This window comes from Streptomyces sp. NPDC037301, from assembly GCF_055602785.1.
In genome coordinates, this window is record NZ_JBVJWD010000075.1 from 1 (window position 1) to 24,174 (window position 24,174).

The following is a 24,174-nucleotide window of genomic DNA, read 5'->3' on the forward strand; positions in this document are numbered from 1 at the left end:
ACAAAACTCCTGAGAGCTACCTCGCCGGAGTCCACCTCCGCGCCACAACGATCTGGATCGCCAGCCTATTGATCACAACCAAGAACAGAACCTAGTTGCGTCGCCATGACCTCCGGTCCACCTACTGCTCGGCGGATTACTGCCTCGTCGAGCACTACCTGGTAGGAGGGTGGTGATGGCCGGTCCAGGATCTCTTGCCTCTTCATGCGCAGGGCCAGGTAGTCGTCGACGTCTGCCACTGGCAACTCGAAGCCAGGTGTGGGTTTGATGGCCTGCGCGTAAGGCAGCGTCTGGAGGAGAGCCGGGATCACACCTACAGAATGGTGTTTGATCTGGGAAGCCTCGTTTTCCAGGGCCAGAAGCAGTCGCATCGTATCGGGCAACTTGCCTGCGTAGGGGACCCACCATGTGTCGGAGGGCTTGCTGTTCCGGGCAAGGGTCACCAATGCTTCCCGCTCGTCGTCAGGTGCCTGGTAGGCCCGGCAGAGCTGGTCGACCTGGTTCCAGCGGACGTTGCCCTTCCCCCGCTCATAGCGGCTGACTGTCGCTTTCGAGACGCCGGCCAGGTGCCCAGCAGCTTCGGCGCTCAGACCGCTCGCTTCACGTAGTGCCAGTAGGCGATAGCCCAACTGTCGACGCCTGGCTGTCGGGCCTGCCTTATCGAGCGGCACCGCGGACTCGCCTTCGCCGACAGGCCTGTTCGTCATGGATGCCTTCCTTCGGGACGGGTCTCGCCGCGCCCTGCGGCATGTAGCACCAAGAAAGTTACACGGCGGCACAAGAGGAGCGCTGCGAGCCGTTTTGTTCGCACGCCGCCCATGCGGACACTTCCGTGGTGAGCGTTACATGGAGAGCGGGTCACTGCTCATACTCCAACAAGCAGCACCCCCAGCAGGTGGAGGAGGTGGCCGGATGCGCTGAGTAGTAACACAGCCTCGGTGTGCGTTTCCCCGACCTCCACCTGCGCCATGTCTCCCAGCTCGTGGAAGGGCAGCAGCTATGAGCGACTCGGAAATGACGTCGATTGCAGATTCAACGGACTCCTCATCCGGCCACGGTTCCTTGGGGTCGTGCTGCTTCAAGGTCGGAATTCCGGAGATCTCGGCACGGCGGCTTCGCCGGACCAACTTGGCAGACGTGAAGCCCTCACCGGCGTAGTGGTACACCGCCGAATGATGGATGTCCCAGCCCGGTGAGGAGCGGAGCCTATGCCTTCGACCCAACCCGCACCCGACGGCTCTCTGCGGTGGCCCCCGCCGGACTCGGTCGTATGCTCCCGTGGCCGTCAGGTCGTGGTGCGGGCCGCCAGGGGCGTATACAGCGCGGACTCAGTATGGGTACGACCGGTCGAAGGCGGGCCTGGCTGGCTGGCCCGGGTAAGCGACCTAACGGAGCTGCCCGGGGGGACGTCATGACCCATTCCGCGAGGTCCACCGCTTCCTGCCCCACACGGAATCTGCCACAGCCGTGCCTCGCGCAGCGCTACGTAGTTCACAGACCGGCCACCGGCGCCGATGCGGCTGGTCCGCACGCCGTAGCCCCTCAGACCGGCCACTGGGGCTGGTGCGCGGCGGTCCGTACGCCGTCCTCCGCGGGTTGCGGCCCAGCCTCACCCGCCCCGGTGGCTCTTCCCCTCTTCCTTCTTCCTACGTTGCATTGAGGATGCGCATGTCTGATCGTTCCTGGCCTTTCGCCGGGCACGGGCGAAACCACCGGCCGGCCGTCGGCGCGGGGCACGGCACGGTGTGGGCCGTGGCCGCTGCCCCGGAGGGACCTCTCGGCGTCCGCCCGGGCACGGGCTCGTGGGGGCAGCGTGTGCTGGAACAAGTTGCGCGTGTCGTCGGCCTGGTGCACGACCGGTTCCCGAGCAGAAACGAGCCGAGCCCTGTCGTCCGGTCGCCGGTCGCGTGCGCCGCAGAGACCATCGCCCTGGTACTCGATGACGCGGCCCCCGTTCCGGAAACGCAACGGGACGTACAGGACCTCCTGCTCCGGTTGCGCGGCCACCTCATGCAACTCAGTGCCCAAGGGCCGCAGACGGGACCGTGGACTCAGGCATTGGACCGGGCCCGGCAGGTGGCCGAGCAGGCACCGCCGGTCGACGACTTCCTGAAATCGCGCGTACATCTGCGGAAGCTGGCCGACCAGTTGCAGACGGCGCTCGCCGAGGTGCAGGGTCCGCGGACCGTGCCCGAGCCGCTGGGCTCCGGGCAGGAAGCGGTGGCGGTGAACAGGCTGAACCACCCACTCGATACCACGGCCGCCCGGCGGCAGCAGTGACCGACTCCTTCCGACGGGGTCAACCCGTCCTGACCGGAGCACGAGCCTGTCGTGGTATTTCGCCGCAGACACAAGGTCCTGAGGTGAGGTTGAGCCAGCGGCTGTCGCCGCCCTCGTCGGGACAACCAGCGCTCAAGGGCAAGCACCGCGCCTCGGGGACCATGGGCGAGCTACCGGCTGCTGGCGTCGGCCCAGTAGTCCGTGAGCATCTCGCCGGGCCAAGCAGGCTGACGCGCAGGGCCGTGGGGTCCCATTTCCTCGAAGTAGGGTGCCAGGTCGATTACCGGGGTGCCGTCGACCGCGTCGAGGTCGGTGACCAGGAGGTCCCGGCCGTCCACACCGAGCAGGCGCGGGTAGCTGATTGCGAGCTGGTTCGGCCTTCGGTGGTTGCGGTGGACGAACGTTCCCGTCGCCGGCCAGCGACTGTTGCCGCGCGGGCTGCGTGCGTGGAGCTGCACGTCTTCGGGGTGCGCGAGGTGGAAGTGCCACGTCACCGTCAGATGACTGAAATCCTCGATGCCCTGGAGGGTCTCGACGGGGTAGGTGTCGTGGAGCCGGATGATCGCCTTGGTTCCCCCCTGGTAGTCGTCCAGGACGTCGGTGTGGCCGCCCACCACCGTGGCGATCGGGGTGATCTCGATCGGCTCTTCTGCTGTCACTGTTGTTCTCTTTCTCTCCCCGGCACCGCCGGTTCTGTGGGTGCATGGCAGTGGAGACCCGGTCGCATGGTCCGGTCAGCCTATGGTGCGCAGCATGTCGCGGGAGCGCTGGTCGAGTTCGGCGACGTGGCGGCCTCCGCGTTGACGGACCGGGGAGAGGTCTTGCTGCATGCGCACGAGGATGTCGCGGGTGCGGCCGGAGTGGATGCCGGTCATGGCGTCCAGGGCCTGGGTCCAGGTGTGGCATGCCTCATCAAGGCGGCCTTGGCGGACCTGGACGGCGCCGAGGTAGCCCAGGGTCACGCTGTGGGTGCGGGCGTAGAGCTGGCGGCGCCGGGTGGCGACGCTTCGCTGGAAGTGGATCTCGGCGTCGCGGGGGTTGCCGAGGTCGCGCAGGGCGCAGGCGGTCTCGTGTGCCAGGGATGCCTCGGCGAAGAAGCTGACCCGGTCCGGGGCGTCTCCGGTGTGGCGGCCGAGGTCGCGTTCGGCGCGGCTGATCGCTGCGAGGGTGCCGTTGCGGTCGCCGGAGGCGGCCAGGGCTCGGGCGTGGACGATGCCGAGCAGTGCTTTCTCTCGCCAGCTTGCCCGACCGTAGCGTGTCGGTTCCATGGATGCGGAGGCGAGATCAAGGGCCTGGCGGGGGTGTCCGAGGTCGACGGCCTGGTGCGCCATGGCGCGCAGGATGTGTCCGGCGAGGGGGCCGTCGCCGGCTTCGGCGGCGAGTTTCGCCGCAAGGGTGAAGTAGCGCTGTGCGGGTCGGTGCTCGGAGGCGTCGAAGGCCATCCATCCGGCGAGGTAGGCCATCTCGGAGACGGCGGAGTACAGGTCGCGGCGTATCTGTTCGCCAGGGAAACGCCTTGCGAGGATCGGGGCGACCTCCAGGCTCAGGTGCGCTGCGAGTGCGGAGCGGCCGGCGGCGCCTCCTCGCTGTTGGTCGCGGGCGGAGAAGAAGGTGGTGGTCTGGCGGATGTCGTCGATGTCCGCTGTGGTCACGGTCCGGGGCGAGTTCGCCGGGCGTCCTGTGACCGTGTCGGGAGCCTGCTCCCACCACGCGGGGCTGGGGATGGCGAGCCCGGCCACGGAGTAAGCGGTGCCGGCCAGTACTTGGCGTCGGTGCAGCATGTCGAGGTCGTCTCTTCCCAACTCGGCCAGCATGGTCTGCGTGTTGGCGCTCCAGTCGGAGCTGTCACCCGCAGTCTGGTGCGGGCCGGGTGTCAATCCGACGTCGCCCAGGGTGATGGGGCGGCCGAGCTTCCGCGTCAGCGTCTCGCAGAGGATATGGGGCGCCGGGCCGCTGGGGCGCGTCCCTTGGACCCACATGGCGATGTGGGACCGGCTGATGCCGTACAGCTCGGTGGCTCCGGATTCCTGAGCGACCCGGAGGACGGCGGCGGCAGTCTTCGCCTGCGACCAGCCGGTCTCCGCGATTCGAGCTGCCAGCGGTTCGTTGCGCGTACGAGCCATGGACGATCCCTGACCTCAAAACGATCTTTGACGCCTTTGACGGGGTTGCCCTCGCTCCGGGGCTGCCCACCAACGGTGTTTCACGGTTCCCTCAACGTAGCCGTTTTCAGAGCGCGTTCACATCCTCACGTGATCCGTCAACGGTGCTCGCCGCTTTCCGATATCCGATTCGCCCCAAGGAGGCATCACGTGTTTCTTCGCTCAGTGACCTCCCGCTTCATCCCTGCATCGCCTGGTGCCACGTCGCGGGCCAGCCGCGGTCACGGGAAGGGGCACGCCCGGGAGATGGTTGAGCAGGCACCGCGGCGGACGATTTCCTTCAGTCGTGTGTGCATCTGCGGCGGCCGGCGCCGAAGTCGGTGCTCGATCAGACGAGTCATCGGCCCTGTCCGGTTCACAGCGGTGAGCAAACGAAAGCCGCGCCCACCGACGGTTCCGGCCTCGCTCCCCTCGGTCGGATGCGTCGGACGCCCTGCTCAGAACTGGGGCCGTCCGGCGGCCGTCGTGATCGAAACCTCCCGACGGGCCTGTCCCGTCCTGACCGGAGAGCTGATGACTCCCCTGCTGAGCACTCGCCCTCTTCACCCCGTGATGGTGCATTTCGGCGAGGATCCCAGCCTTCCGGACGTGTTCGACGTGGTCCGGGTCGGTCTGGCCTTAGGCCTGAACGCGATCGCCCACCTCGTCGAGACCAGGCAGGCGGTCGGTCCGTACCTGGGTTGCCGCGAGCACGCCACACTCCTGATTCCAGTCAAGTCCGGTACCGCTGACAGCTGGGGCGCCCCGCACTCCGACTACTCCGACTGCAGCCGTCACACCACGGTCAGGACCATCAGGTGCGGGCAGAGCTACGGCCGGTCCTGCCGGTCCTGCGTCTGGGTGGAGCAGCTCAGTCTCGGTGCCCGTATGGCGACCACTGATCCGGTGGCGTTGAAGGGGGCGCTCAGTCTGCAGCGCTCTCGTCTGGCCCGCGGTGCGGGGCAGTTGGCCGTCTCGCCGGTGCGGGATGTGTGCCATGCATGAGCAGTCACACGCGCCCGGGCGACGGAGAACCCCGGCGCCCAAGCCGCGACAAATCCCGCGTCGCTGTCTTCACCCTTCGCCCTTCGTCCTTGCGATGCTCTCGCCTTGATCACCGCCGGATCCGTTCCGTGGCACTGATGTTCCTCACCGGCGGGATCCTCACCAGCCTGATCGCGGCCGCCATAGGAGCAGTCGTGCTCCTCGGCGCACGGCCACGCACCGGTTCCCGCTCCGCACCAGGGCCTCTTTCGACGCTGGCCGGGACGTGCCGCCCCGGCCAACGATCCACTCCGCCCCCACCACGCGCCGCCCCCAGGGCCCCCGCTACAGATCGGACATCATGAACAGCTGCCCTGCGCGTATCAAGGACTACGCGCTCATCGGAGACATACAGACCGCCGCCCTGGTCGGCCGTGACGGCTCGGTCGACTGGCATGGTCTTCCGCACTTCGACTCGGCCGCCGTCTTTGCTGGCATGCTCGGCACCTGGGACCACGGATTCTGGCGCATCGCTCCCGCCACTCCCCCGGGCGTCCCGGCCCCGTGCGCGGACCAGCGCCGCTGTCACGGTGACTCCCTCATCCTCGAAACACCTTCCTTGGTCGGCCTGGTCGAGAGCGGCGTCCCTGTGGGCGAGCTGGGGCGTGCGGCGGCGCCGGTGATGGCCGCATGACCACTTTGATACAGCACGCCATCACTGTGGTGCCGTCGGCGCTGGCCCTGGCAGGCGGCGGCACGGCGTGGCACTTCCGGGAAAGGGCGAGGGCGGAGCGGCGGCGGGTGGACCGGCTGCGTCGGCATGCTGATGCGACCGAGCAGCGGATGTGGGCGGTCGAGGGGGTGCTCGGCGAGCTGGCCTCCGGCGTGATTCCGGCGCTCCAGGCGGCATCCGTGCGGGCCGGGCAGGGGCACGGCGCCGACTTGTCCGTGCCCGAGGGCATCGTCGGGTCGGTGGTGGCTGACCGGCTGCAAGGCGTGGCTGAGGCCCTGGCCCATGCTGTCCGGCAGGTGCAGTACGACGCGCAGCTGGCTGCGAGCGCGCAGGTTGCCGAGGTCCGGGAGGAGGCTCGCGCCGCTGCGGACGATGCCTGCCGGGCTTCGCAGGAGGCGACCCGGGCGGCGGTGCGGAGCGTCGCGTCCTCCCTGGTGGCGACCGCCTCCAAGGTCAGCCAGCAGATCAGCGAGGGGATCCGGCGGCCCGCTGGACACGACGACTACGCGGCGTGGGTGGGCATCGATCATCTGGGGCACCAGCTGCTGCTCGCGGGCCAGAGTTATGTGGTGCTCAGCGGCGGGAAGCTGACGCGGCGTTGGCCGGCCACGTCGCTGACGGATGTGCTGCGCGCGGCCATGGGGTACGTGCAGGGGTACGAGCGGATCCGGCACGAGGAGTCCGATATTGCGGTGACCAGCCGCGTAGTCGGTCCGGTCGTGCACACCCTCGCGGCTCTCCTCGACAACGCGCTGCGGTACTCGCCGACGACGGTGGACGTCATGCTGCGGGAGGGCCACCACGGCGTCACTGTGATCATCGATGATTCGGGACTCCAGATGAGCCCTGAACAGCTCGTCGAGGCACGGCAGATCCTGGCCGGCGAACGGCCGGGGGATGTCACCCACCTCGGTGCGCACCCACGGACCGGGTTCCCGGTGGCCGCGATCCTGTCCCGCGAATACGGGTTCCGGGTCGAAGTAGAGGCGCCGAACGCCCGCATGGGCACCAGAGCAACGGTCTTCATCCCCAAGGACCTGCTCACCAAACTGCCGCCCGATTCACCGGGCCCGGAGGTCCCGGCCGTGCTGCGGGCGGTGCCCGAGCCACCTGCGGGCACCACGGCGAGCGGGCTGACCGTACGGCGCACCGCACCAGCACGCTCCGCGCAGGCAGTGCAACAGCCCGCCCGTGACGGGCAGCCGGCGCGGCCCGGCCGCTCCAGCGTGGCCACCGCCTGGGCCGCGGGCACCCGGCGCGCCCGACAAACCCCCACAACGCACGGTAAGGACCCCGCATGACCGGATACGCCGACACGCACTCCAACTCACTCGGCTGGCTGCTCGACCGACAGCTCGCGGGCGTCCCCGGCGTCCAGGGCGCGCTCCTGATCTCCAGCGACGGCCTTTTGTCGTCCCGGACGGCCACCCTGCGCCAGGAGGGGGCGGAGAAGCTCGCCGCGGTCACCGCGGCCCTCCGCGCAGCCGCGCTGTCGTACGCCGAGGTGTCCGGCGGAGGCGGCGTCCGCCAGGTGGTGATCGAAACCGATGCCCGCCTGTACCTAGTCACGCGGGCCGGGCACAACATGCTGCTCGGGGTGGAGACCACCGCCCTGGATGTCGATGTCGAAGCGATCACCGAGGAAATGCTCCGGCTCGCCGACCGCGTCCACGACGAGATGACGGTCGCTGACAGGCAAACGGTCACGGAAGCACCAGAGAGGTGACGGGCCCGCGGCACGATCCGGACATGGTCAGACCCTACGTCCGCACCAACGGGCGGGTCCGTCCCACGCGGCCCGACGTCCGCCTGGAATCCCTGGTGCGGGCCGCGGCCGCCCCGGACGCGGCCCTGCCGGCGGACTCCCGCCGGGTGATGGCCCTGGTCGGTAGAGCGCGGGGAGCTCTCGGGGTGGTGGACATCGCGGCCGGTCTGGACTTGCCGCCGTCCACGGTCCGCATCATCGTGTCCGATCTGCTCGACAGCGGCCACCTGGCCACTCCGATCAACTCCCGTCCCGACCAGCCCGACATCCACATTTTGGAGGAGGTGCTCCGTGGACTGCGCGCCAAGGTCTGAACCCGTCCACACGACCGCCATCCGGTCTTTGAAGATCTCGATCGCGGGCGGGTTCGGGGTCGGCAAGACGACCTTCGTCGGCGCCGTCTCCGAGGTGCAGCCACTGCGCATGGAGGAGACGATCACCCAGGCCAGTGCTGGGGTGGACGACCTGAGCAAGACCCCCGGCAAGACCCACACCACCGTCGGGATCGACTTCGGGCGCCTCCACATCAGCGACGACCTCGTCGTCTATGTATTCGGCACGCCCGGGCAGATCAGGTTCCGTGCGATGTGGGAGGACCTGATCGAAGGAGCGCTGGTCGTCCTGGTCCTGGTCGACACCCGGGACCTGAACGCCTCCCACGACGCGCTCAGCCTGCTGGACCAACTGGGCGTCCCGTACGCGGTGGCGATCAACTGCTTCGATGGCGCGCCCACATACCCGGACGCCGAGATCCGTCAGGCACTCGCGCTGGAGGACCACGTCCTGCTCACCGCGTGCGACGCCCGTGACCGCCGCTCCAGCGTAAAAAGCCTGATCAGTGTCTTCGAGCACCTGACCTCCGCCGACTCCGCCCATTGGAGCCTCGCCCCATGACCCTGCCCTCCTCCGAGGCGTCCTCGGCCCGTATCGCGATGTACGAACCCGGGTTCGCCGCCGACCCACACGCCGCCTACGCCCGCATGCGCCAGGCCCATGGCCCCCTCGTCCCGGTCGATCTCGCCCCCGGTGTGCCGGCGACGCTCGTCATCGGCTACGACCAGGCCCGGCTCATCCTGCACGACGAGGTGCGGTTCCCGGCCGACCCCCGCACCTGGCAGCAGACGATCCCGGACACGTGCCCGGTCAGGCCGATGATGGAATGGCGGCCCAACGCCCTGCGCTCTGCCGGGCCCGAACGCGCCCGCTACCGGGACGCCAACGTCGCCGCGCTCGGGGCGGTCGACCAGCACGCACTGCTCGCCCTCGTCGAGAAATCCGCCGACGACCTGATCGAAGGGTTCCGTAAGGACGGCCACGCCGATCTGCTCGCCCAGTTCGCCTGGCCCCTCACCTTCCGTGTCCTGAGCGACCTGATGGGCTGCCCCGACACGATCGGACGCCGTATCACCGACGGCATGGCCCAAGTCTTCGACGGCGTGAACGCCGCCCGCGGTAACGAGATCCTCGCCCAAGCGGTCGCCGACCAGGTCGCGTTCCGGCGCGTCCAGCCTGGCGACGACATCACCTCCCGTCTGATCGCGCATGCCGCCCGGCTCGACGACACCGAAATGGCCCATCAGCTCGTCACCCTCTACGGCGCCGGCATCGAGCCCCAGGTCAACCTGGTCACCAACACCATCCTCAAGGTGCTGACCGACGAGGCCTTCTGCGGAGACGTGCACGCTGGCGGCGCCACCGTCCGCCAGGCACTGGACACTGTCCTGTACTGGGATCCGCCGCTGGCCAACTACTGCATCAGCTACCCGCCTTACCCGGTCGACCTCGACGGGTACCTGCTGCCTGCGAATGACCCGGTCGTCATCTCCATGGCGGGCTGCAACAACGACCCAGCCTTGGGCACCACGGCCGGTGACCGGGCCCACCTGGCCTGGAGTGCCGGCCCGCACGCCTGCCCGGCACGCTCCCACGCCTACCTCATTGCCGAGACCGCCATCACCTACGTGCTGGACGCACTACCCGAGATGGACCTCGCCTGCCCGGCCCAAGAACTGACCTGGCGGCCGGGCCCCTTCCACCGGGCCCTGGTCACACTGCCCGTTTCCTTCGCACCGACTGCCCCTCTGCCCGACTGAGTACGCACGGAGGAGAACCTCATGGACAGCAGCGTTTTCGCACTGAATCCCCAGGCGCCCGACCGCATCGGCGAGGATGCCGCGCTCAGGAGCCGCGGCCCCTTCACCCGCGTCGACGTGCTCGGCGTCGAGGCCTGGGCGGTCACCGACCCGGAGTGGCTGCGGCAATTGCTCACCGACCCGCGGGTCTCGAAGGACGCGCGAGCTCACTGGCCCGACTTCGAGCGTGTGAAGGGCACATGGCCCCTGGCGCTGTGGGTCAGCGTCAAGAACATGTTCACCGCATTCGGGCAGGACCACCGCCGTCTGCGCAAGCTCGCCCAGTCGGCCTTCACCGCCCGGCGCACCCGCGACATGATCCCCGTCATCGAGTCGATAGCCGATCAGCTCCTCGACGACATCGACGCCACTCACAGCCCCGGTGAACCGGTGGACCTGGTCGCGGCCTTCGCCCGCCGCCTGCCGATCCTCTTCATCTGCCGGCTCATGGGGCTGCCTGAACAGGAACACGACCGGGTCCGGCACCTCGCCGATGTGATCTTCTCGACGTCGTACAGCTGGAAAGAACAAGAAGCCAGCCAGGCGGAGCTCTACACGTTGCTGCGCGACCTCGTGGCGCTCAAACGCGAGATGCCCGGAGACGATCTGACCAGTGCTCTCGTTGCCGCACACGACGACGAGAACGAGGCACTGAGCGAGAAGGAACTCGTCGACACGCTCCTGCTGATGATCACCGCCGGGTTCGAGACCACGGTGGGGCTCATCACCAACGCGGTCCGCAATGTCCTCACCCACCCCGACGAGCTCCGGCTCGTCCGCGCGGAAGGCACTGCCTGGAGTGACGTCGTCGAGGAGACGCTCCGCCGTGACGCACCCATCGCGAACCTGCCGATGCGGTACCCGGTCGAGGACATCACTCTCCCCGACGGCAGCGTCATCGCCGCCGGCGAGCCGATCCTCGCGTGCTACAGCGCGGCCGGCCGTCACCCGGACACGTACGGCACGGACGCCGACCAGTTCATCGTCCTGCGCGTGAACAAGGAACACCTCGCCTTCGGACACGGCGCCCACCTGTGCCTCGGGGCACCCCTGGCGCGCGCCGAGGGCGAGATCGCCCTCGCGAGGCTCTTCGGCCGCTACCCGGACGTCCGTCTGGCCGACGGCGACGACCCCACCCCGGTGCCCAGCTTCATCTCCAACACAGCCAGCCGCCTCGACGTCGTCCTGGAGACCGTCCCCCAGGGGGCCGCACAATGAGAACACTCACCCCCGCTGCCACGACGGGCGGCCCGATTCCCAGCACAACACCGTCGGCCGCCAGGATCACGGACTGGCTGCTCGGTGGAGAACGCCACCACCACCCCGCAGACCGCCGACTGGGCATGCGCCTGCTCAACGCAGCACCCTGGGCCGAAAAGGCTCTTGAGATCAACCGCCAGTACGCGCACCAGACGGTAGCGATGCTCCGCGACTCCGGGATCAGGCAGTTCGTCGACCTGGGCAGCGGCCTGCCGACCCTCAACCCGCGCTTCCCCCACACCGCCCTGTCCGCCGGTCCGGATACCACGGTCATCCACGTCGACCGCGACCCGTACGTCATCGAACACGGACCTCAGCTCCTGAGCAGCCGGCCGGGACTGCACCGCTTCATGCACGCGGACTTGCGGGACATGCTCCAGATCCTGCGTGAACTGCCGCTTCACGGCCTGGACCCGTCCCGGCCCGCAGGATTCCTGCTCCACGACGTCCTGCCCTGGATCACCGACGATGCGGACGCCCGCGCCAGTGTGGGAGCGATCCTTGACGGAGCGCCGCCAGGCAGTGTCCTCTCGCTCACCCACTCCACCGCCGACCTGTGCCGTGACGGATCAGCCGCGGCCGCAGCACGCTGCTTCAGCGCGGCGGGACTGCCCGTACGCCTGCGGACCGCCGAGGAGATACGCGATCTCACAGAGGCGCCCACCCGCCCCTGGCACGTCCGTGCCCCCGGCATCGTGCCGGTGGGCCTGTACCACCCGACCCGATACCGCGCACCCGTCCCGCACCACCACAGCGGCGGTTACGCGGCCATCCTGCTCCACCCGGAGCCCGCACACCACTGACCGCCCCGGCCAGCCGTGCCCACGAGGACGGGTACTCCTCACGGACACGGCTTCCCCGGGGGCGTTGAACAGCTCAGCGCCCCGGCTGACACCAACTCGTAAGGGCGGTGTCAGCCGGCCCGAACCCCGTCCGTGCCGATCAGAAGCTCCCATCTCAGAAAGGCTGTCATGTGTAGCCATACGCCTCGGTGTCCCACCGTAGAATCCCCGGACCGGGAGGCCGCCCGTGTGATCGCACGCCGTCACGAACAGGGCTGGAGCCTGTTGTGCAACGGGGTCCTGGTCGTCGACAGTGGCGAGCTGCTGCCCGACGGTCAGATCATTTCCCCGCACCGTGCGCTGGCGGGAGCTGTGGCGTGACCACCCCTGCTCTCCCATCGCGCCGTTCGGATCAGCGACCTCCGGATCGTGCCGACAGCGGTAGCCAGGCCGTCAGTTCGGAGGCTGCGGCATGAGCACCTGTCGCAGCCTGGGCATGACCGACCCTCCGACCGGACGCGTCATCACAGGTAACTATCTGCGCTACCTCCGTGAGGACAACAAGCTGACCGCCGCCGAGGTCCGCGGTCGGGTCCGCTTGTCGAACTCGGCGATGAGCCGCATCGAGTCGGCAGGCCGGGCAGTGTCCGCCTCCGAGGCCACGGCACTCCTGTCCGCGTACGGGGTCACTGAGCATGAGGGGTTCATCCGATTCCTCTCGGAGACTGAGTGGTACGTGAAGGAGCGGTTCCCTTCGCCGTACCCGTATGTGGCAGTTGATGGGCACGAGGGGTGGGAGGACCGCCTCGCGGCAGTCGAACAGCGGTCCAATGCCGCCCGGTTCTTCAGCATGTGGCTCATCCCCGCGTTCCTGCGGATCCCCGGGTATCCGACTGCCCTCATCGACCTACGCGCTGGCGAACGCCAGATTCTCCGCCCCGAGAGTATCGGTGCCAGCGGCACGATGGTTGTGCTGGAAGAGTCGGTCCTCGCCCGCGCATCGAGGGGACCGGTCTTTGCCGACCAGATCCAGCACCTCATCACAGCTGTGGACCAGGGCCGTATCCGACTGCGGATTCTGCCGCTGGATGCCCAGATCAACTCTCTGCCCGCCACCCTCACCGAGTACGCGCTGCCGGACGGCATAGCCCTCTATGCCATTGAGGAGGCAGAGGGCACGACGTATCACAGCGGGCTGGCGGCGGAGTCCCGATTCGGCCGTCTTCTTGACCGGGCTGTCAACACGTCCGTTGCAGAGGCCAAGTCGCGCGAACTGCTCCTCCACGCCCGAAAGGCGGCACTCGACGGGACGCCGCCCTCACGCTTCTTTGCCTGATCCGACAGATGCGCCGGATCCGGCGCGATCTTCATTCATGTTTCACCTGGAACGGAAAGCAATGCGAAACCCGCTGGCGCCGGCAGCGCCCGAGTCGGCCGACGACGTGGTCGTGGCAGGCCCATTGCAGGCCACGCACATGCCCTACATCGCCATGACCGAGCGCGAGACGTCACCGGAGCCGGATCTGGTGAGAGGCCGTGACGGATGGCTCGCCTACCGCGTACCGGACCGCTACGACCGCTACACCGATTTCGATGTTCTGCTCGCCCGGACCGAGGGCTTCCCCGGCGGGAAGGTCGACGGGTCCCGACTTTCGGCGGTGCGCCAGTTCCATTGCATGGCCGGGCGGCGGTGCCAGGGCTGCGGCGGGCAGGCCGCGCACACGCGTGGGAAAGGGGTGCTGTGGGTGCGGACCGTATTCCGGAAGAACGGGGAACGCACCTCTGTGACCGGCCTTACCGACATGCCGCCGTCCTGCGCCCGGTGTGCCCTGCACTGGTGCCCGGTCCTTGATGAGCGGGGGCGGCAGCTGGTGTGGGTGCGCGAGGCGGAGCTGGTGGGGGTGTTCGCGACTGTCTACCCGCCGCCCCGGGGAACCGCCGTGCCGGAGCAGCTGGTGCTCTGGGCCGACCAGCGGACGCTGTCGGCTGCGGTTGCGACCCGGCTCGTGTGCGACCTGCAAAAGGTCACGCCTGCCGACCGGGAATTCGTTGCTCGTCTCGCCGTGCAGCAGGGGAAACACTGATGGCCGCACGCAAGGGGGCCCTGACACTGCGTCCGACGGATGTCCTCGACGCGTTTGCCGCCGGTGCCTCGGAGGGTGAGGCTGCTCAGGCGCTGGGCGTCAGCGCCGCTTCGGTACAGGCTCATACCAACCACCTGTGTGACCAGGCGCAGCTGAAGACGCTGCGGGCTCTGGTGTACACGCACGAGGCCCGTGGGCGGGCAGGCGATCCCGAACCTGGCAGCGTGCTCGACCTGGATCCGTTGACGGAGCTGGTGTGGGCCGGGCTGCGTCTGAACGTGCCGGACCAGGCCTTGGTTCCGGAGATCGCGACCGCGGCCGGTGCGGAACTGGCCGAGGTCCGCGCCGTGCTGGACCGGCTGGCCGTGCATTACGAGACGTCCTGGCACGGGCTGATCCGGCTGGCCTTCCGTCACGGTGTGCTGTCGGGGCTGGAAGGCACGGCTCCCACCGGTGTGCGGGTCGGTCAGGGCGGGAGCGGAATCCCATGGGATCTTGGCCCCATCCGACTCTGGGTCCTGGAGCTGACTGCCTCCGGGCTGGGCGCCGAGCAGTGCGCGCGCAGGACGGGCATCAGCAGGGCCACGGTCTACGCACACGTGCGTGAGTGCGTCCAGGCCGCTCGCGTCGAGTCCCGACGGGCGCTCATGCACGAGGCGCTGCGTGCGGGGGTACTCGCCCCGCCCGAGCCGGCACCGGCCCCAAACGTGTCCGACGCCGCGGCCGCGGTGTGGCGGGGAATGGTCTTGGACGTACCGAATGCTGATCTCCCGAATGCGATCGGCAGGCAGACCGGCCTTCCGGTCAGCGAGGTCGCCGCAGAGCTGAAGCAGCTGCGGAGCACGGGGAAGTCGGACTGCCTCCTGGTGGTCGAGGGTTGGGCGAGCGGGGTCCTGGATGAGGAGGCCACGGTGCTGGATCCGGCGGGGCATCGGCCGGTCGTGTCTTGCGGCGGGCCCCGGGCCGGTACCGGATCCGCGTCCATGAAGCTCACCGGACGTGAGCAGGAACTGCTGACGCTGATCGCTGTGCGGGGGCACACGGTCGAGCAGGCAGGGGTGTACATGCGCATCGGCGATGCCCCTGCTCGCAAGCATCTGCGCAGCTGCCTGCGGGCGGCCCGGACCAGTTCACTGCGCGTTTTGACGCATAAGGCATGTCGCGCGCTCCTGCTGCCGTCGGAGACGGTGCCTGTGGAGTTGGAGGTGTCGGACGACGCCCTCACCGTGTGGCGGGGGCTGGTACTGGACGTCCCCGAGGACCGCCTGCCTCACGGCATCGCAGCAATGACGGGCCTGCCCCTGCACCGAGTGCAGGCATGCCTCGGCGAGCTGCGGGCCACCGGCCTGTCCGACTGTCAGCTCGTCGTCGAGGGCTGGGCGCGCCGCATCCTTGATGCGCAGGCCAAGCTGAAGCCGTGGGATCCGGCTGCCTGTCCGGCCGCAGTTCCGCACGCCCAGCGCCCCGGTCGAACGGCCCAACCCCTGAGCGATGCTCTGGGCCTCGTCCCCCCAGGCCACCGGCGAGATCACGCGTCCGGAGTCGTGGAGGACTACAGCGGTCCGAACGGCGTCCACATGGCCGGAGAGGTGTTTGATTTCGTCCGGATCTCACCCGGTACCTGCCGTGCTCTGCTGGAACGCATCGATGTGAGCCAGTGGGGGCCCGTACTGGGGTTGTCAGCTTCGGACACGGCCGTGTTGGTCACCGCTGCAGGCGTGGTCGGGCCGGCACGGCGCGGAGCGGTGGGCCGGTTGTGGGCGCGCGGTGGCCTGGTGCGGCTGCCCGAGTACGGCCGCCGGGCCACGGCCGACGGCGCGTACTGGGCCGTGCCCGCCCACCGGCCGCTGTGGGACCCCACGTTGATCGCGTGGATCCTCAGCCCGCACGAACCCGCCGCACCCGAACCGGACGCGGTCCCGCGTGCCCTTCAGCCTGCCGGGAGGACGGCATGACCTGGCAGGAGTACTGTCTGGCCGCCCTCGTGGCAGGCGCCATACAGCTGGCGCACCTGACGCGGATGGCGGACAGCGGTACCACGATCCAGGTCGTCACAGACAAACACCCGGTTCCGCAACCGCCCGGACACCTGGTGGAACTGACGTTTGCGGCAGGGCGCGTGGCGGCCTGTCCGGGCGAGGACGGCGTGAGATGCGACCACGCGCGCAACAGGTCGCACAAGATCACTTCGGCGCTCAAGGCTGCCGCCTCAGCGCCCTCCCATGAGGCTCTCGAACAGGCCGTCGAGCATCACCGGTCGGCCGCTCAGCCCATGACGGGGCCGCTGTGATGCCCAGCCGCAAACTCCTGGTCGCGTACGCCCTGACCATGCTGTCGGTCTACGTCTCGATCACCGCAGCCGCGACCTTCCGCCCCTTTCGCTGATCGGAACACCCATGACGCCCTCCGCCCCACCTCCCGCCGGACAGCCCCCTGCCTCGCAGGGCGCCCGCTGCACTTCGCCGGCAGACGCAGTGGTCACGGCGATCCGGGACCGGATCACCGCCGGCCACTACGTACCCGGCACCCGGCTCACCTTGACAGAACTGCACGGCATCACCGGCAACTCATCCGCCGAGCTCCGCCCCGCGCTGGAGCAGCTGGCCCGCACAGGACTTGTCCACGGCCGGTGGCGGGTGGTCGACCACCGCCCCGGCGACCACGCCGTCCACCGCACGCGCAGTCTCCTCGCCGCGATGATCGAGCACGGCGCCTACCCTCCCGGCACCGAACTACCCCTGCGGACCGGCCTGGCGAAGGTACTCCTGACCAATGCGGCCACGGTGAGCCGGGCTCTACACCTCCTGGCCGCCGACGGCGTCCTGCACCTCCCCGGCAACCTGCGCCCGCGTGTGCCGGCACCCGCCCGCTCCGCCCCTTCCCGGGCCGCGTGGCCGCCCGGATTCGCCGACGTGCTGCGTGCACTGCCGCAACAGCAGCGAACAGGAGCCTCGTACGACCGGGGCGCCATCCGCGACAGCCGTGACACCGCCCACGAGCGGTGGCGCAGCGGCATCTGCCTGCCCGCCGACGCGATGACCGTGCAGGAAACACGGCAGGGGGACATCCTGCGCCGACTTGTTCTTGCCGCCTACGAGCAGGTGGACGGCCGGTCCAGGGGCGAGTATCCGCGGCTGAGGTCGGCTGCGGCCCGGGCCATGGCCTGCGCCACCCAGCCCGTCAACGGTCTCCTGCACGAGCGGCTGTTCCGGTTCGCCACCCTGGCCACCGCGCTCGCGGACCTGGCCGACGAGCTTGCCTCCCGCCCCACACGACACCACACCACAGGAATGCTGTGACTCCCGCCGACCACCGCCCTACAGCGCCCCCACACAGTTGCCTGCGTTCACGGCTTCCGGTGCCCGGTCCCGAGGCAGACCCTCCGCTGGAGGAGGACCTGTCTGCGGCCCTGGGTGACCTGACGGGTTCACGCCGCGCAACCACGCTTCGCTCACCGGCCGAGGTGACCGCCGAGGCCGCACGGATCCTCGCCATCGTGGAGCCATGGATACCCGTCGCCCGCAAACGGGCCGAGGAGGCAACCGGATCGCCCACCGACAGCGCCCGGTGGGCAGATCTGCTGTCCACCCTCCAGGGCCCCGTAGCCCGTGCGGCCGCTGCAGGAAACGCGGCCGCCGTCGCAGAAATCGCCCGCGAAGCACGGCAGTTACTAAAGGATCTGCGGGCGACCCTGCCACCACGGATCCCCGTCACCCAGGTCGCCAACGCGCTGCGCCGCCAGCTCCTTGCCCAGTCATATGCCCCGTACACCCTGTTGTCCGCGCAGCGGCTCGCCGAGGCAGGCGGGTATCCGCTCGAGGATGTGACGATGGCGCTGACCGACCTGGCGGTGGAGGGCACGACACAGCGCGCCGGAATGAAGTGGCGCATCGCGCGTGGGCTCTCCGAAGACCTTGGCCACTCGGCAGGCATGGTCGCCGAATTCCTGCGCGCGCTGATCGCCACGGGCGCTTTCCCGCTTGGATCTCGGCTGCCGACGCGCACAGACCTTGCACGCCGCCTGGCCGTCAGCCGCTCCACCGTGTCAGCGGCCCTGAAGGAACTCGACGCGGCCGGCCTGATCCACAGCCGCCTCCGGCCCCCAGTCGTCGCTCTGCCGGCAACCAGGCTGCGCCAGTACCCCTATCCCGCTACGGGCAGCCCCGCTGCCAGCCTGCTGCCCCAGCACACCGGTCCGGTCGGCACCCGGCTCCGGCAGGAGTGCGATGAGGCGCGGGACCGAGCCCGCCACCACTGGCTGCGGTTGATCGAATGGCCACCCGGACAACTGGAGGCCGTGAGAGAACGTCAAGCGGGGGTGGTGCGGTACTACTCCCTCCTCGCCGGCCGCCTCGCCCAGTCCCGGCCGCTGGAGGAGCAGCAGGACGTGCAGGCGCTGATCGCCTATGCCCTGGCCTGCGTAACCATCGCGCAGCCCGAGCCGCTCAGCGAACGGCTGTGGCGTCTGACCGTGCTGTGCACCGCCGTCACCGACCTTCAGGATGCTCTTCCTGGCGAAGGGAGCTCTTCGTGACCACGCCTGTCACGCCCATGCCGGCCACACTCCGGGTGCGCAAACACCTCGTCCGATACCTGAGGCCCGGAGCGACTCTTCCCAGCGTCCAGTCCCTGGCCCACGGGACTGGCCTCAGCTTCGGAGACGTGACGACGGCTCTGCATCAACTCAACGATCTGGGCTTCATCTGCTACGAGCCCCGGGCACAGAACGGCAGGCAGATCCTCCGGCCGAACCTGCCACACCCGCACGACACGGAAGTGATCGCCATCATCCGGGAGCGGATCCTGAACATGATCTACCGGCACGGCGAGGCCCTGCCGGTCGGCATCCTCGCACGTCAATTCGGGCTGACCGCCCGCCAGGTCGCTCACCGCGCCTGCCGTCAGCTCATCGCTGAGGGCCTCGTCCACCACGACAACCAGGGACCTCACGGCCCCGGCGTCTACGTCACGTACCCGGCGTCCCAGTCCGTGCCTCACCACGTATCGCCGTCCCACGAACCCGCCCCACGCCGTGCGCAGAGTCCGAACCGGCCCGCCGGGGACCCTCGGTGAGCCTGATCCGATCCCACACCACAGGCCGGGGCGCCCGCTCCGGCAGAGACGGCATATCCATGGCTCTGACACACCCAGCCGTACGTGCTGCATGCGGCTATCTACGCGACGCGCGTGAGCGCCGCTACGTCCTGCCCGAGCAAGCCGCTGCCCTTCTGGCCGTGAGCGAGGAAACCCTGCTGGCCATGGAGGCCGGCCACGCCCGCCTCACGTCCGAAGCCATTTCCCGCCTGTGCCACCTCTACCGCTGCCCCGAGGACGCGCAAGCACTGCGCACACTGACCCACCCCCTGGCCGCACCGGACGAGGTGGACGTGGCGGGAGCAGCGAGGGACTGGACGGAGGGACACCACCAGCGCCTGGCCGGATGCGCCCGGCAGGCGCGAGAGGTGCGGTGGCTCTCGACCCCCCTGATTCCGCCGCCGCTGCAGACCCCCGCGTACGCCCGCGCGGTCGGATGCCCGCCGTTCGCCCTTCCCGGCGCTCCGCTGCCCTCCCCGCAGACGGTCTTCGTCCTGGACGAGCACGTCCTCCACACTCACCACGTCGCCCCCGAGGTGATGGCGCAGCAGGTGCAGTACCTCCTCGGCCTGGACGTTGGTGAGGTGCGTGTGGTGCCCGGTCGGATCGCCGCGCCGCGAGGTCATCTGGTCGAGCTCAGTATGCCGGCCGGGCCGGTCTTCGCCCGGCCGGAGCGCGACGCTGTCCTCTACCTGCCGGTGGACAGGCGCCTGTCCACCCTCATATCCGATACGTGGGATCTCACCACACCCGCGGCCTCACGCGAGCTGCTCGTGTACGCCGCGCAGGAGCAACTCAGTCGCGCCTACGCGCACACCGGAGCCGCCCGATGCCCCGAACCGCTCTGATCGCATTGCGGCTCACCGTCCTGATCGCAGCGCCGCTGTCTGTAGTTGTCGCCGCGTCACTGCACCGCTGAACCGCTGATCCCCGGATCTGTCCGGGCCCAGGCTTCCCTGCCCATAACCGCCCCGCACAGGAGCACCGTGTCCCACCCGCCGCTCGACGCCGCATACGCGTCCCTCCCGTCCCAGGCCGCAACCGCCTGCCAGCGCCTCGCGCTCCTGCCCGTGAAGGACGTGGACGTCGCGCTCGCCGCTGCTGTATGCGGCGGCGCCCATGCCGACGTCATGGACCTGTTGACCGCTCTGGCCGACGCCCAGCTCCTGACACGCGCGGACGAGCAGCCCGGACGTGGACGGGTGTTCGTGTACCACGATGAGGTCCTTGCCCATGCCCGGGCCGCCGCGCACCCGGAGAGCAAGCGGGAAGTCTTGCACCTGGCCCTGGAATGGCTGATCGCCACTACCTCCGCGGCCGAGCAGCTCATAACGCCCAGCCACGCCGAGTTCCGCCGGACCTACACGGCCGCCTCGCAGCCCGTACCGCTCTCCTTCGAGTCGGAACCCGAGGCAATGGTCTGGCTGGAGAGCCAGTTCCCCAATCTGATGACCGCGGTCCGGGCCGCGACCCGGACAGACCTGCACGCTTGTGTCTGGCAGCTGGTTCACGCGATGTGGCCAGCCTGGCGACACTACCGCCGCTATCCGTGGTGGATCGAGGCCCACGAGGCCGCGGTGAGATCGGCACAGCGATGCGGAGAGCACGCGGCAGGGCGGGTGCTGCTGAACACACTCGGCCTCGGATACGGCCACACGGACCAGCGCGCACGGGCGCTGCAGGCGTTCCGGGACGTGGAGTCGATGGCCGAGAAGGCCGGCGACACTCAGATGACGGCCCAGTCACGACATGAGCAAGGTGTGCAGTACCGAGAGCTCGGACGGTATCCCCAATCTCGCCGGCGCCTGATCTCCGCGCGCCAGATGCGCGCCACGGCCGAGGATCTGCGAGGGGTGGGGTTGACTGACACCGAACTCGGCAAGCTCGATCTGGCATGCGACGACCCTGCCTCCGCAGCCTCCCGGCTCGCGAAGGCGCACCAGGCACTCGCTGAGGCCGGCGACCCGTACGACGCCGCCCGTGCGAAAGCATGGTGGTCGCGAGCTGTGGCCCGGAGCGGGGACTACAGCGAATCTCTGCGCCTTGGCAAGGGCGCCTACGAGGAGTTCGTGGCCTGCCGTGCGTACATGTGGGCGGCCCAGACCGTTAAGTTTCTCGGCCTCAACGCCAAAGAGGCCGGACTGCCCCAGGAAGCGGCCGACTGGTTCGGCCAGGCCCTGGCCGCCTATGAGTCGCTGTGCAGCAACTCCGACGTACTGCAGATCCGAAACCACCTCTCAGTCATTACCGGCGCCGCGGAGCAGCAGCGCGCCCGTGTCCAGATGCCTGCGGGAGCAGTCTGATGTTCCGGATTTCGCCGATCGCCGGAGCCTTCTGGCCGTCCCATTCGGCAGGACCTGGCGGCTACGAACCTGCGCCCTCAGAGCTGGTGCGATCAAGCACCACCAGAGAGCCAAACAACGTGGATGATGAAAGAGCCCGACATGCCTATCCGCCCCAGTCCACCGGCATCGCCCCGGCCGTCTGCCAGCTCCACGACAGCCGTCGCCGTGTCCGTCAGCTGAACCGGTTCCGCTCACCGCGACATCAGCGTCCTCCTCAGCCGCAGTGCACACCGCGGTATACGACTGACGCACCCTCACTCAGCACACCGGATCCGGTCCACGCCACTGAGGCCGTGGACGGCGCGTGCCAACTGGCCCTGCGGCAGCTGCACATTGGAGCACCCGGCGGCCGCACCATCCTGGTCATCCGCAGCATCAGCGTGCACGGCGTTATCACAGTGGCTCCACATGGTGTTTCCGCGATACTCCGGCACTCCGAAGTCCCCCTTCTTGCCGATGTGGTGGCAACCGTGGCCGCGGGCGGATATCGCATCCCAAGGGACCTGCGAAGCCAGCTCCTCAACGCTGTCTGCCCTTCCGAGCGCCGGTGCCTGCTCAGCCGGCCTGGTGACCTGATGTCTCCCGCCGAGCTCGACATCGTGCGCCTTGTCGCACGGGGCGTCACCAATGCTGACATCGCCCGCTCCACAGGCAAGACCGAAGAGAGCGTCAAGAAGAAGCTGCGCCTTCTCATGCAGAGGCTGGACACCCGCTCGCGCGCACACCTCGTCGCCTACGCGGCCCGCCCGTCAACCCCTGTCCAGAGCGAAATTCCCAAGGAATGTTGTGTACGAGATACGCGAGATGCTGCCGGACGACCGGCCGGCGGTCACCGCCCTGTGGAGGGCACGGGTCCGGTGGGCCGAGGACAAAGGGATCGGCCTCATCCGCTACTGCCCCCTTACTGCGGCCGAGACGGCGGCCGCAGTGCCGTTCGTTCTGACCTGTGACGGGGCGGTCGTCGCCACGGCGACGATCGTCGACCAGACACCCCATGACGGCTGGACTGCCCGCGAAGCGGCGCAGCGTGCTGTTGGCCTGGTCCGGATAATCACGGATCCGGCGCTGGCCGCGGACCGGCTCAGCTGGGTTATCACGTCGTGGGCCAGCGACCGGGCCGCCCGCACCGGACACGCGTGGGTCCGGATGCGGGTCGCCCCGTCCCAGCTGGCCCTGCATCTGTCGGAACATCTCGCGTGGGAACCGGTCCGCACGGTGCGGACCGCCGACGGCGGCACGGCCCATCTGCTGCAGCACGAGGCCCGTGAGATATCCGGTATCCGGGCCCTGGTCCAGGACGCGCCTGCGCTGTCGGGCGTCGCTGGTACCCCGCCACCCGTCAGGAACACGTGAAGCAGAAGAAAGAGGCAGCCGGGCACTTTGCCGGCGCAGTCCGCCCCGGACTCCGTTCACACCTGTTCACCACGGCCTGACCGGGCGAGCATCCGCCCGGCAGTCCACACCGCACCCATTCCGCCTCGAAAGGCTGTCGTGTCCTTGCGCACCACCCCGTCGATCACCGCTACGGATTCCGGCTATCCGCACAGCCTCCCCGCCGGCAGCACGCCCTCCGGCGCCGGGAGTTCCGCGTTCGGCGGGAGGGGGAACTCGTCAATGCGCGGCCAGCTGAGCGTCTTCGCCTATCTCGGCCACGTCCGTCCCGCAGAGGAGCGGCAGGCGGGCACCGGGTCCGCGGACTCGTTCGACGAGCTCGCCCGGATGGCCGTGGATGAGCCCTGGGACAGGTTCTCGCCCGCCGAGCGGGGTTCGCTCGCGGTGCTCAAGCACTACGTGACCTGGACCTTCGAGCAGTCTCTGGTCACGGACTCGGTCGTGCCAAGCTCCGACAGCCAGACGTGCATTTTCAACACGCGGCTCGTCACGCCACAGCACGAAGACATCTACGGCCTCTTCCGGCCGAACCGCCAGGCCGACCGACAGGACTGGTACCTGGCCGGCTGGCGGGGGGCGGGCGCACTTCAGTTGGACGCGTACACCGAACTCCCCCAAGCGGCCGCGTACTCGCAGGACCCTCACGTCTACGTCTTGGACTGGGACCTGCCCGTGACCTTCGTCGCCCGCCAGTTCACCCCCATGGTTTCTGGTCTGTTCCCGGCCGCGCTCAGGGAGATCCCCCTCGGTCTGGAACTCGCGCTCGAGGGTGCGGTGAACCGCGCCATCGACATCGCGAAACGCAACCCAGGGACAGCGGTCCCCGCGTGGCAGCCGGGCAAGGCAGAACTACAGCTTCTGCTGCCGCTCTACCTGGCGAACCCCGCAACACCGGACGCGGCACTGGTGATATCCCGCGGCGACATGGCCTACCGCAGCACCGCCATCGTGTCACTCGCCGACGCCTACAAGGCCGCACGGCTCGTCACCCGGCCGACCGCGCACTGGCTGAATCCCCCCATGTAGACCAGGCCCCTGTCTCATCGACACCCGCTCCCCCATGACCACACACCCACAACGAATCGAGGACGCACGTGGCCGGGCGCATCGAGGATTACGCACTCATCGGAGACATGCAGACCGCCGCCCTGGTCTGCCGGGACGGCACAGTGGACTGGCTGT

24 protein-coding genes and 2 pseudogenes are annotated in these 24,174 nt (G+C 69.0%); 23 read left to right on the plus strand and 3 right to left on the minus strand.

Annotated features, from left to right (window positions below; all coding sequences use genetic code 11):
* Positions 1-65: 65 nt before the first annotated feature.
* Positions 66-707 carry a helix-turn-helix domain-containing protein gene (locus ACZ7IB_RS45190; protein ID WP_470920911.1) on the minus strand — a complete coding sequence of 214 codons (642 nt, stop codon included), beginning with the start codon at positions 705-707 and terminating at the stop codon, positions 66-68.
* 961 nt (positions 708-1,668) lie between these two features.
* Here ACZ7IB_RS45190 and ACZ7IB_RS45195 point away from each other — a divergent pair.
* Positions 1,669-2,280 carry a DUF6415 family natural product biosynthesis protein gene (locus ACZ7IB_RS45195; protein WP_470920913.1) on the plus strand — a complete coding sequence of 204 codons (612 nt, stop codon included), beginning with the start codon at positions 1,669-1,671 and terminating at the stop codon, positions 2,278-2,280.
* 170 nt (positions 2,281-2,450) lie between these two features.
* On the opposite strand, the gene ACZ7IB_RS45200 is transcribed toward ACZ7IB_RS45195, so the two are convergent.
* Entirely contained in the window at positions 2,451-2,939 is a 489-nt protein-coding gene (locus tag ACZ7IB_RS45200) for an SAM-dependent methyltransferase (RefSeq protein WP_470920914.1), read from the minus strand.
* A 75-nt stretch (positions 2,940-3,014) separates the two neighbouring features.
* Positions 3,015-4,403: a tetratricopeptide repeat protein gene (locus ACZ7IB_RS45205; RefSeq protein WP_470920916.1), complete on the minus strand. Its 1,389-nt coding sequence runs from the start codon at positions 4,401-4,403 to the stop codon at positions 3,015-3,017.
* A 552-nt stretch (positions 4,404-4,955) separates the two neighbouring features.
* Between ACZ7IB_RS45205 and ACZ7IB_RS45210 the strand changes: the two genes are divergently transcribed.
* From ACZ7IB_RS45210 to ACZ7IB_RS45315, 22 genes and pseudogenes are all read left to right on the plus strand, one after another.
* Positions 4,956-5,426 (plus strand): hypothetical protein, encoded by a 471-nt coding sequence (locus ACZ7IB_RS45210; protein WP_470920918.1) that lies wholly within the window; start codon positions 4,956-4,958, stop codon positions 5,424-5,426.
* Between the two features lie 340 nt (positions 5,427-5,766).
* Positions 5,767-6,018, plus strand: a pseudogene (locus ACZ7IB_RS45215) (trehalase-like domain-containing protein); the annotation flags it as partial.
* A gap of 77 nt (positions 6,019-6,095) precedes the next feature.
* Entirely contained in the window at positions 6,096-7,439 is a 1,344-nt protein-coding gene (locus tag ACZ7IB_RS45220; RefSeq protein WP_470920919.1) for an ATP-binding protein, read from the plus strand.
* Positions 7,436-7,864, plus strand: coding sequence for a roadblock/LC7 domain-containing protein (locus ACZ7IB_RS45225; RefSeq protein ID WP_470920921.1), 429 nt, complete (start codon positions 7,436-7,438; stop codon positions 7,862-7,864). The genes ACZ7IB_RS45220 and ACZ7IB_RS45225 overlap by 4 nt, the downstream gene beginning before the upstream one ends.
* Positions 7,865-7,887: 23 nt before the next feature.
* Entirely contained in the window at positions 7,888-8,217 is a 330-nt protein-coding gene (locus ACZ7IB_RS45230; RefSeq protein ID WP_390099575.1) for a DUF742 domain-containing protein, read from the plus strand.
* A gap of 28 nt (positions 8,218-8,245) precedes the next feature.
* The gene (locus tag ACZ7IB_RS45235) at positions 8,246-8,797 is read left to right on the plus strand and encodes a GTP-binding protein (protein ID WP_470920923.1); all 552 of its coding nucleotides are present in this window, start codon (positions 8,246-8,248) and stop codon (positions 8,795-8,797) included.
* On the plus strand, positions 8,794-9,996 hold the full coding sequence (locus ACZ7IB_RS45240; protein ID WP_470920924.1) for a cytochrome P450 family protein: 1,203 nt from the start codon (positions 8,794-8,796) through the stop codon (positions 9,994-9,996). The genes ACZ7IB_RS45235 and ACZ7IB_RS45240 overlap by 4 nt, the downstream gene beginning before the upstream one ends.
* Before the next feature lie 21 nt (positions 9,997-10,017).
* Complete coding sequence (locus ACZ7IB_RS45245) at positions 10,018-11,253, plus strand: cytochrome P450 family protein (RefSeq protein ID WP_470920926.1); 1,236 nt, start codon at positions 10,018-10,020, stop codon at positions 11,251-11,253.
* Positions 11,250-12,098: an SAM-dependent methyltransferase gene (locus ACZ7IB_RS45250; RefSeq protein ID WP_470920928.1), complete on the plus strand. Its 849-nt coding sequence runs from the start codon at positions 11,250-11,252 to the stop codon at positions 12,096-12,098. The genes ACZ7IB_RS45245 and ACZ7IB_RS45250 overlap by 4 nt, the downstream gene beginning before the upstream one ends.
* A gap of 168 nt (positions 12,099-12,266) precedes the next feature.
* Positions 12,267-12,458, plus strand: a complete 192-nt coding sequence (locus ACZ7IB_RS45255) for a DUF5999 family protein (protein ID WP_470920929.1) — start codon at positions 12,267-12,269, stop codon at positions 12,456-12,458.
* Between the two features lie 91 nt (positions 12,459-12,549).
* The gene (locus ACZ7IB_RS45260; protein ID WP_470920930.1) at positions 12,550-13,413 is read left to right on the plus strand and encodes a Scr1 family TA system antitoxin-like transcriptional regulator; all 864 of its coding nucleotides are present in this window, start codon (positions 12,550-12,552) and stop codon (positions 13,411-13,413) included.
* The gene (locus ACZ7IB_RS45265) at positions 13,406-14,161 is read left to right on the plus strand and encodes a hypothetical protein (RefSeq protein ID WP_470920931.1); all 756 of its coding nucleotides are present in this window, start codon (positions 13,406-13,408) and stop codon (positions 14,159-14,161) included. Before ACZ7IB_RS45260 ends, ACZ7IB_RS45265 begins: the two co-directional genes overlap by 8 nt.
* Positions 14,161-16,116: a hypothetical protein gene (locus ACZ7IB_RS45270; protein WP_470920932.1), complete on the plus strand. Its 1,956-nt coding sequence runs from the start codon at positions 14,161-14,163 to the stop codon at positions 16,114-16,116. The genes ACZ7IB_RS45265 and ACZ7IB_RS45270 overlap by 1 nt, the downstream gene beginning before the upstream one ends.
* Positions 16,113-16,451, plus strand: coding sequence for a hypothetical protein (locus ACZ7IB_RS45275; RefSeq protein ID WP_470920934.1), 339 nt, complete (start codon positions 16,113-16,115; stop codon positions 16,449-16,451). Before ACZ7IB_RS45270 ends, ACZ7IB_RS45275 begins: the two co-directional genes overlap by 4 nt.
* 106 nt (positions 16,452-16,557) lie before the next feature.
* Entirely contained in the window at positions 16,558-17,460 is a 903-nt protein-coding gene (locus ACZ7IB_RS45280) for a GntR family transcriptional regulator (RefSeq protein WP_470920935.1), read from the plus strand.
* A 59-nt stretch (positions 17,461-17,519) separates the two neighbouring features.
* Positions 17,520-18,695 (plus strand): winged helix-turn-helix domain-containing protein, encoded by a 1,176-nt coding sequence (locus ACZ7IB_RS45285; RefSeq protein WP_470920937.1) that lies wholly within the window; start codon positions 17,520-17,522, stop codon positions 18,693-18,695.
* Positions 18,692-19,234 carry a GntR family transcriptional regulator gene (locus ACZ7IB_RS45290; protein WP_470920939.1) on the plus strand — a complete coding sequence of 181 codons (543 nt, stop codon included), beginning with the start codon at positions 18,692-18,694 and terminating at the stop codon, positions 19,232-19,234. Before ACZ7IB_RS45285 ends, ACZ7IB_RS45290 begins: the two co-directional genes overlap by 4 nt.
* Positions 19,235-19,293: 59 nt before the next feature.
* Positions 19,294-20,103, plus strand: coding sequence for a helix-turn-helix domain-containing protein (locus ACZ7IB_RS45295; protein WP_470920940.1), 810 nt, complete (start codon positions 19,294-19,296; stop codon positions 20,101-20,103).
* Positions 20,104-20,241: 138 nt separating this feature from the next.
* On the plus strand, positions 20,242-21,558 hold the full coding sequence (locus ACZ7IB_RS45300; protein ID WP_470920942.1) for a hypothetical protein: 1,317 nt from the start codon (positions 20,242-20,244) through the stop codon (positions 21,556-21,558).
* 617 nt (positions 21,559-22,175) lie between these two features.
* Positions 22,176-22,328, plus strand: a pseudogene (locus tag ACZ7IB_RS45305) (helix-turn-helix domain-containing protein); the annotation flags it as partial.
* 58 nt (positions 22,329-22,386) lie between these two features.
* The gene (locus ACZ7IB_RS45310) at positions 22,387-22,953 is read left to right on the plus strand and encodes a hypothetical protein (RefSeq protein ID WP_470920945.1); all 567 of its coding nucleotides are present in this window, start codon (positions 22,387-22,389) and stop codon (positions 22,951-22,953) included.
* Positions 22,954-23,214: 261 nt separating this feature from the next.
* The gene (locus ACZ7IB_RS45315; RefSeq protein WP_470920944.1) at positions 23,215-24,018 is read left to right on the plus strand and encodes a DUF3825 domain-containing protein; all 804 of its coding nucleotides are present in this window, start codon (positions 23,215-23,217) and stop codon (positions 24,016-24,018) included.
* Positions 24,019-24,174 lie beyond the last annotated feature (156 nt).

Bases quoted from the DNA above. Each gene is read 5' to 3' on its own strand.
- ACZ7IB_RS45205 (WP_470920916.1), bottom strand. From the start codon at position 4,403: ATGGCTCGTACGCGCAACGAACCGCTGGCAGCTCGAATCGCGGAGACC.
- ACZ7IB_RS45245 (WP_470920926.1), top strand. From the start codon at position 10,018: ATGGACAGCAGCGTTTTCGCACTGAATCCCCAGGCGCCCGACCGCATC.
- ACZ7IB_RS45230 (WP_390099575.1), top strand. From the start codon at position 7,888: ATGGTCAGACCCTACGTCCGCACCAACGGGCGGGTCCGTCCCACGCGG.
- ACZ7IB_RS45280 (WP_470920935.1), top strand. From the start codon at position 16,558: ATGACGCCCTCCGCCCCACCTCCCGCCGGACAGCCCCCTGCCTCGCAG.
- ACZ7IB_RS45240 (WP_470920924.1), top strand. From the start codon at position 8,794: ATGACCCTGCCCTCCTCCGAGGCGTCCTCGGCCCGTATCGCGATGTAC.
- ACZ7IB_RS45260 (WP_470920930.1), top strand. From the start codon at position 12,550: ATGAGCACCTGTCGCAGCCTGGGCATGACCGACCCTCCGACCGGACGC.
- ACZ7IB_RS45255 (WP_470920929.1), top strand. From the start codon at position 12,267: ATGTGTAGCCATACGCCTCGGTGTCCCACCGTAGAATCCCCGGACCGG.
- ACZ7IB_RS45210 (WP_470920918.1), top strand. From the start codon at position 4,956: ATGACTCCCCTGCTGAGCACTCGCCCTCTTCACCCCGTGATGGTGCAT.
- ACZ7IB_RS45270 (WP_470920932.1), top strand. From the start codon at position 14,161: ATGGCCGCACGCAAGGGGGCCCTGACACTGCGTCCGACGGATGTCCTC.
- ACZ7IB_RS45220 (WP_470920919.1), top strand. From the start codon at position 6,096: ATGACCACTTTGATACAGCACGCCATCACTGTGGTGCCGTCGGCGCTG.
- ACZ7IB_RS45225 (WP_470920921.1), top strand. From the start codon at position 7,436: ATGACCGGATACGCCGACACGCACTCCAACTCACTCGGCTGGCTGCTC.
- ACZ7IB_RS45195 (WP_470920913.1), top strand. From the start codon at position 1,669: ATGTCTGATCGTTCCTGGCCTTTCGCCGGGCACGGGCGAAACCACCGG.
- ACZ7IB_RS45295 (WP_470920940.1), top strand. From the start codon at position 19,294: ATGGCTCTGACACACCCAGCCGTACGTGCTGCATGCGGCTATCTACGC.
- ACZ7IB_RS45250 (WP_470920928.1), top strand. From the start codon at position 11,250: ATGAGAACACTCACCCCCGCTGCCACGACGGGCGGCCCGATTCCCAGC.
- ACZ7IB_RS45190 (WP_470920911.1), bottom strand. From the start codon at position 707: ATGACGAACAGGCCTGTCGGCGAAGGCGAGTCCGCGGTGCCGCTCGAT.
- ACZ7IB_RS45315 (WP_470920944.1), top strand. From the start codon at position 23,215: ATGCGCGGCCAGCTGAGCGTCTTCGCCTATCTCGGCCACGTCCGTCCC.
- ACZ7IB_RS45275 (WP_470920934.1), top strand. From the start codon at position 16,113: ATGACCTGGCAGGAGTACTGTCTGGCCGCCCTCGTGGCAGGCGCCATA.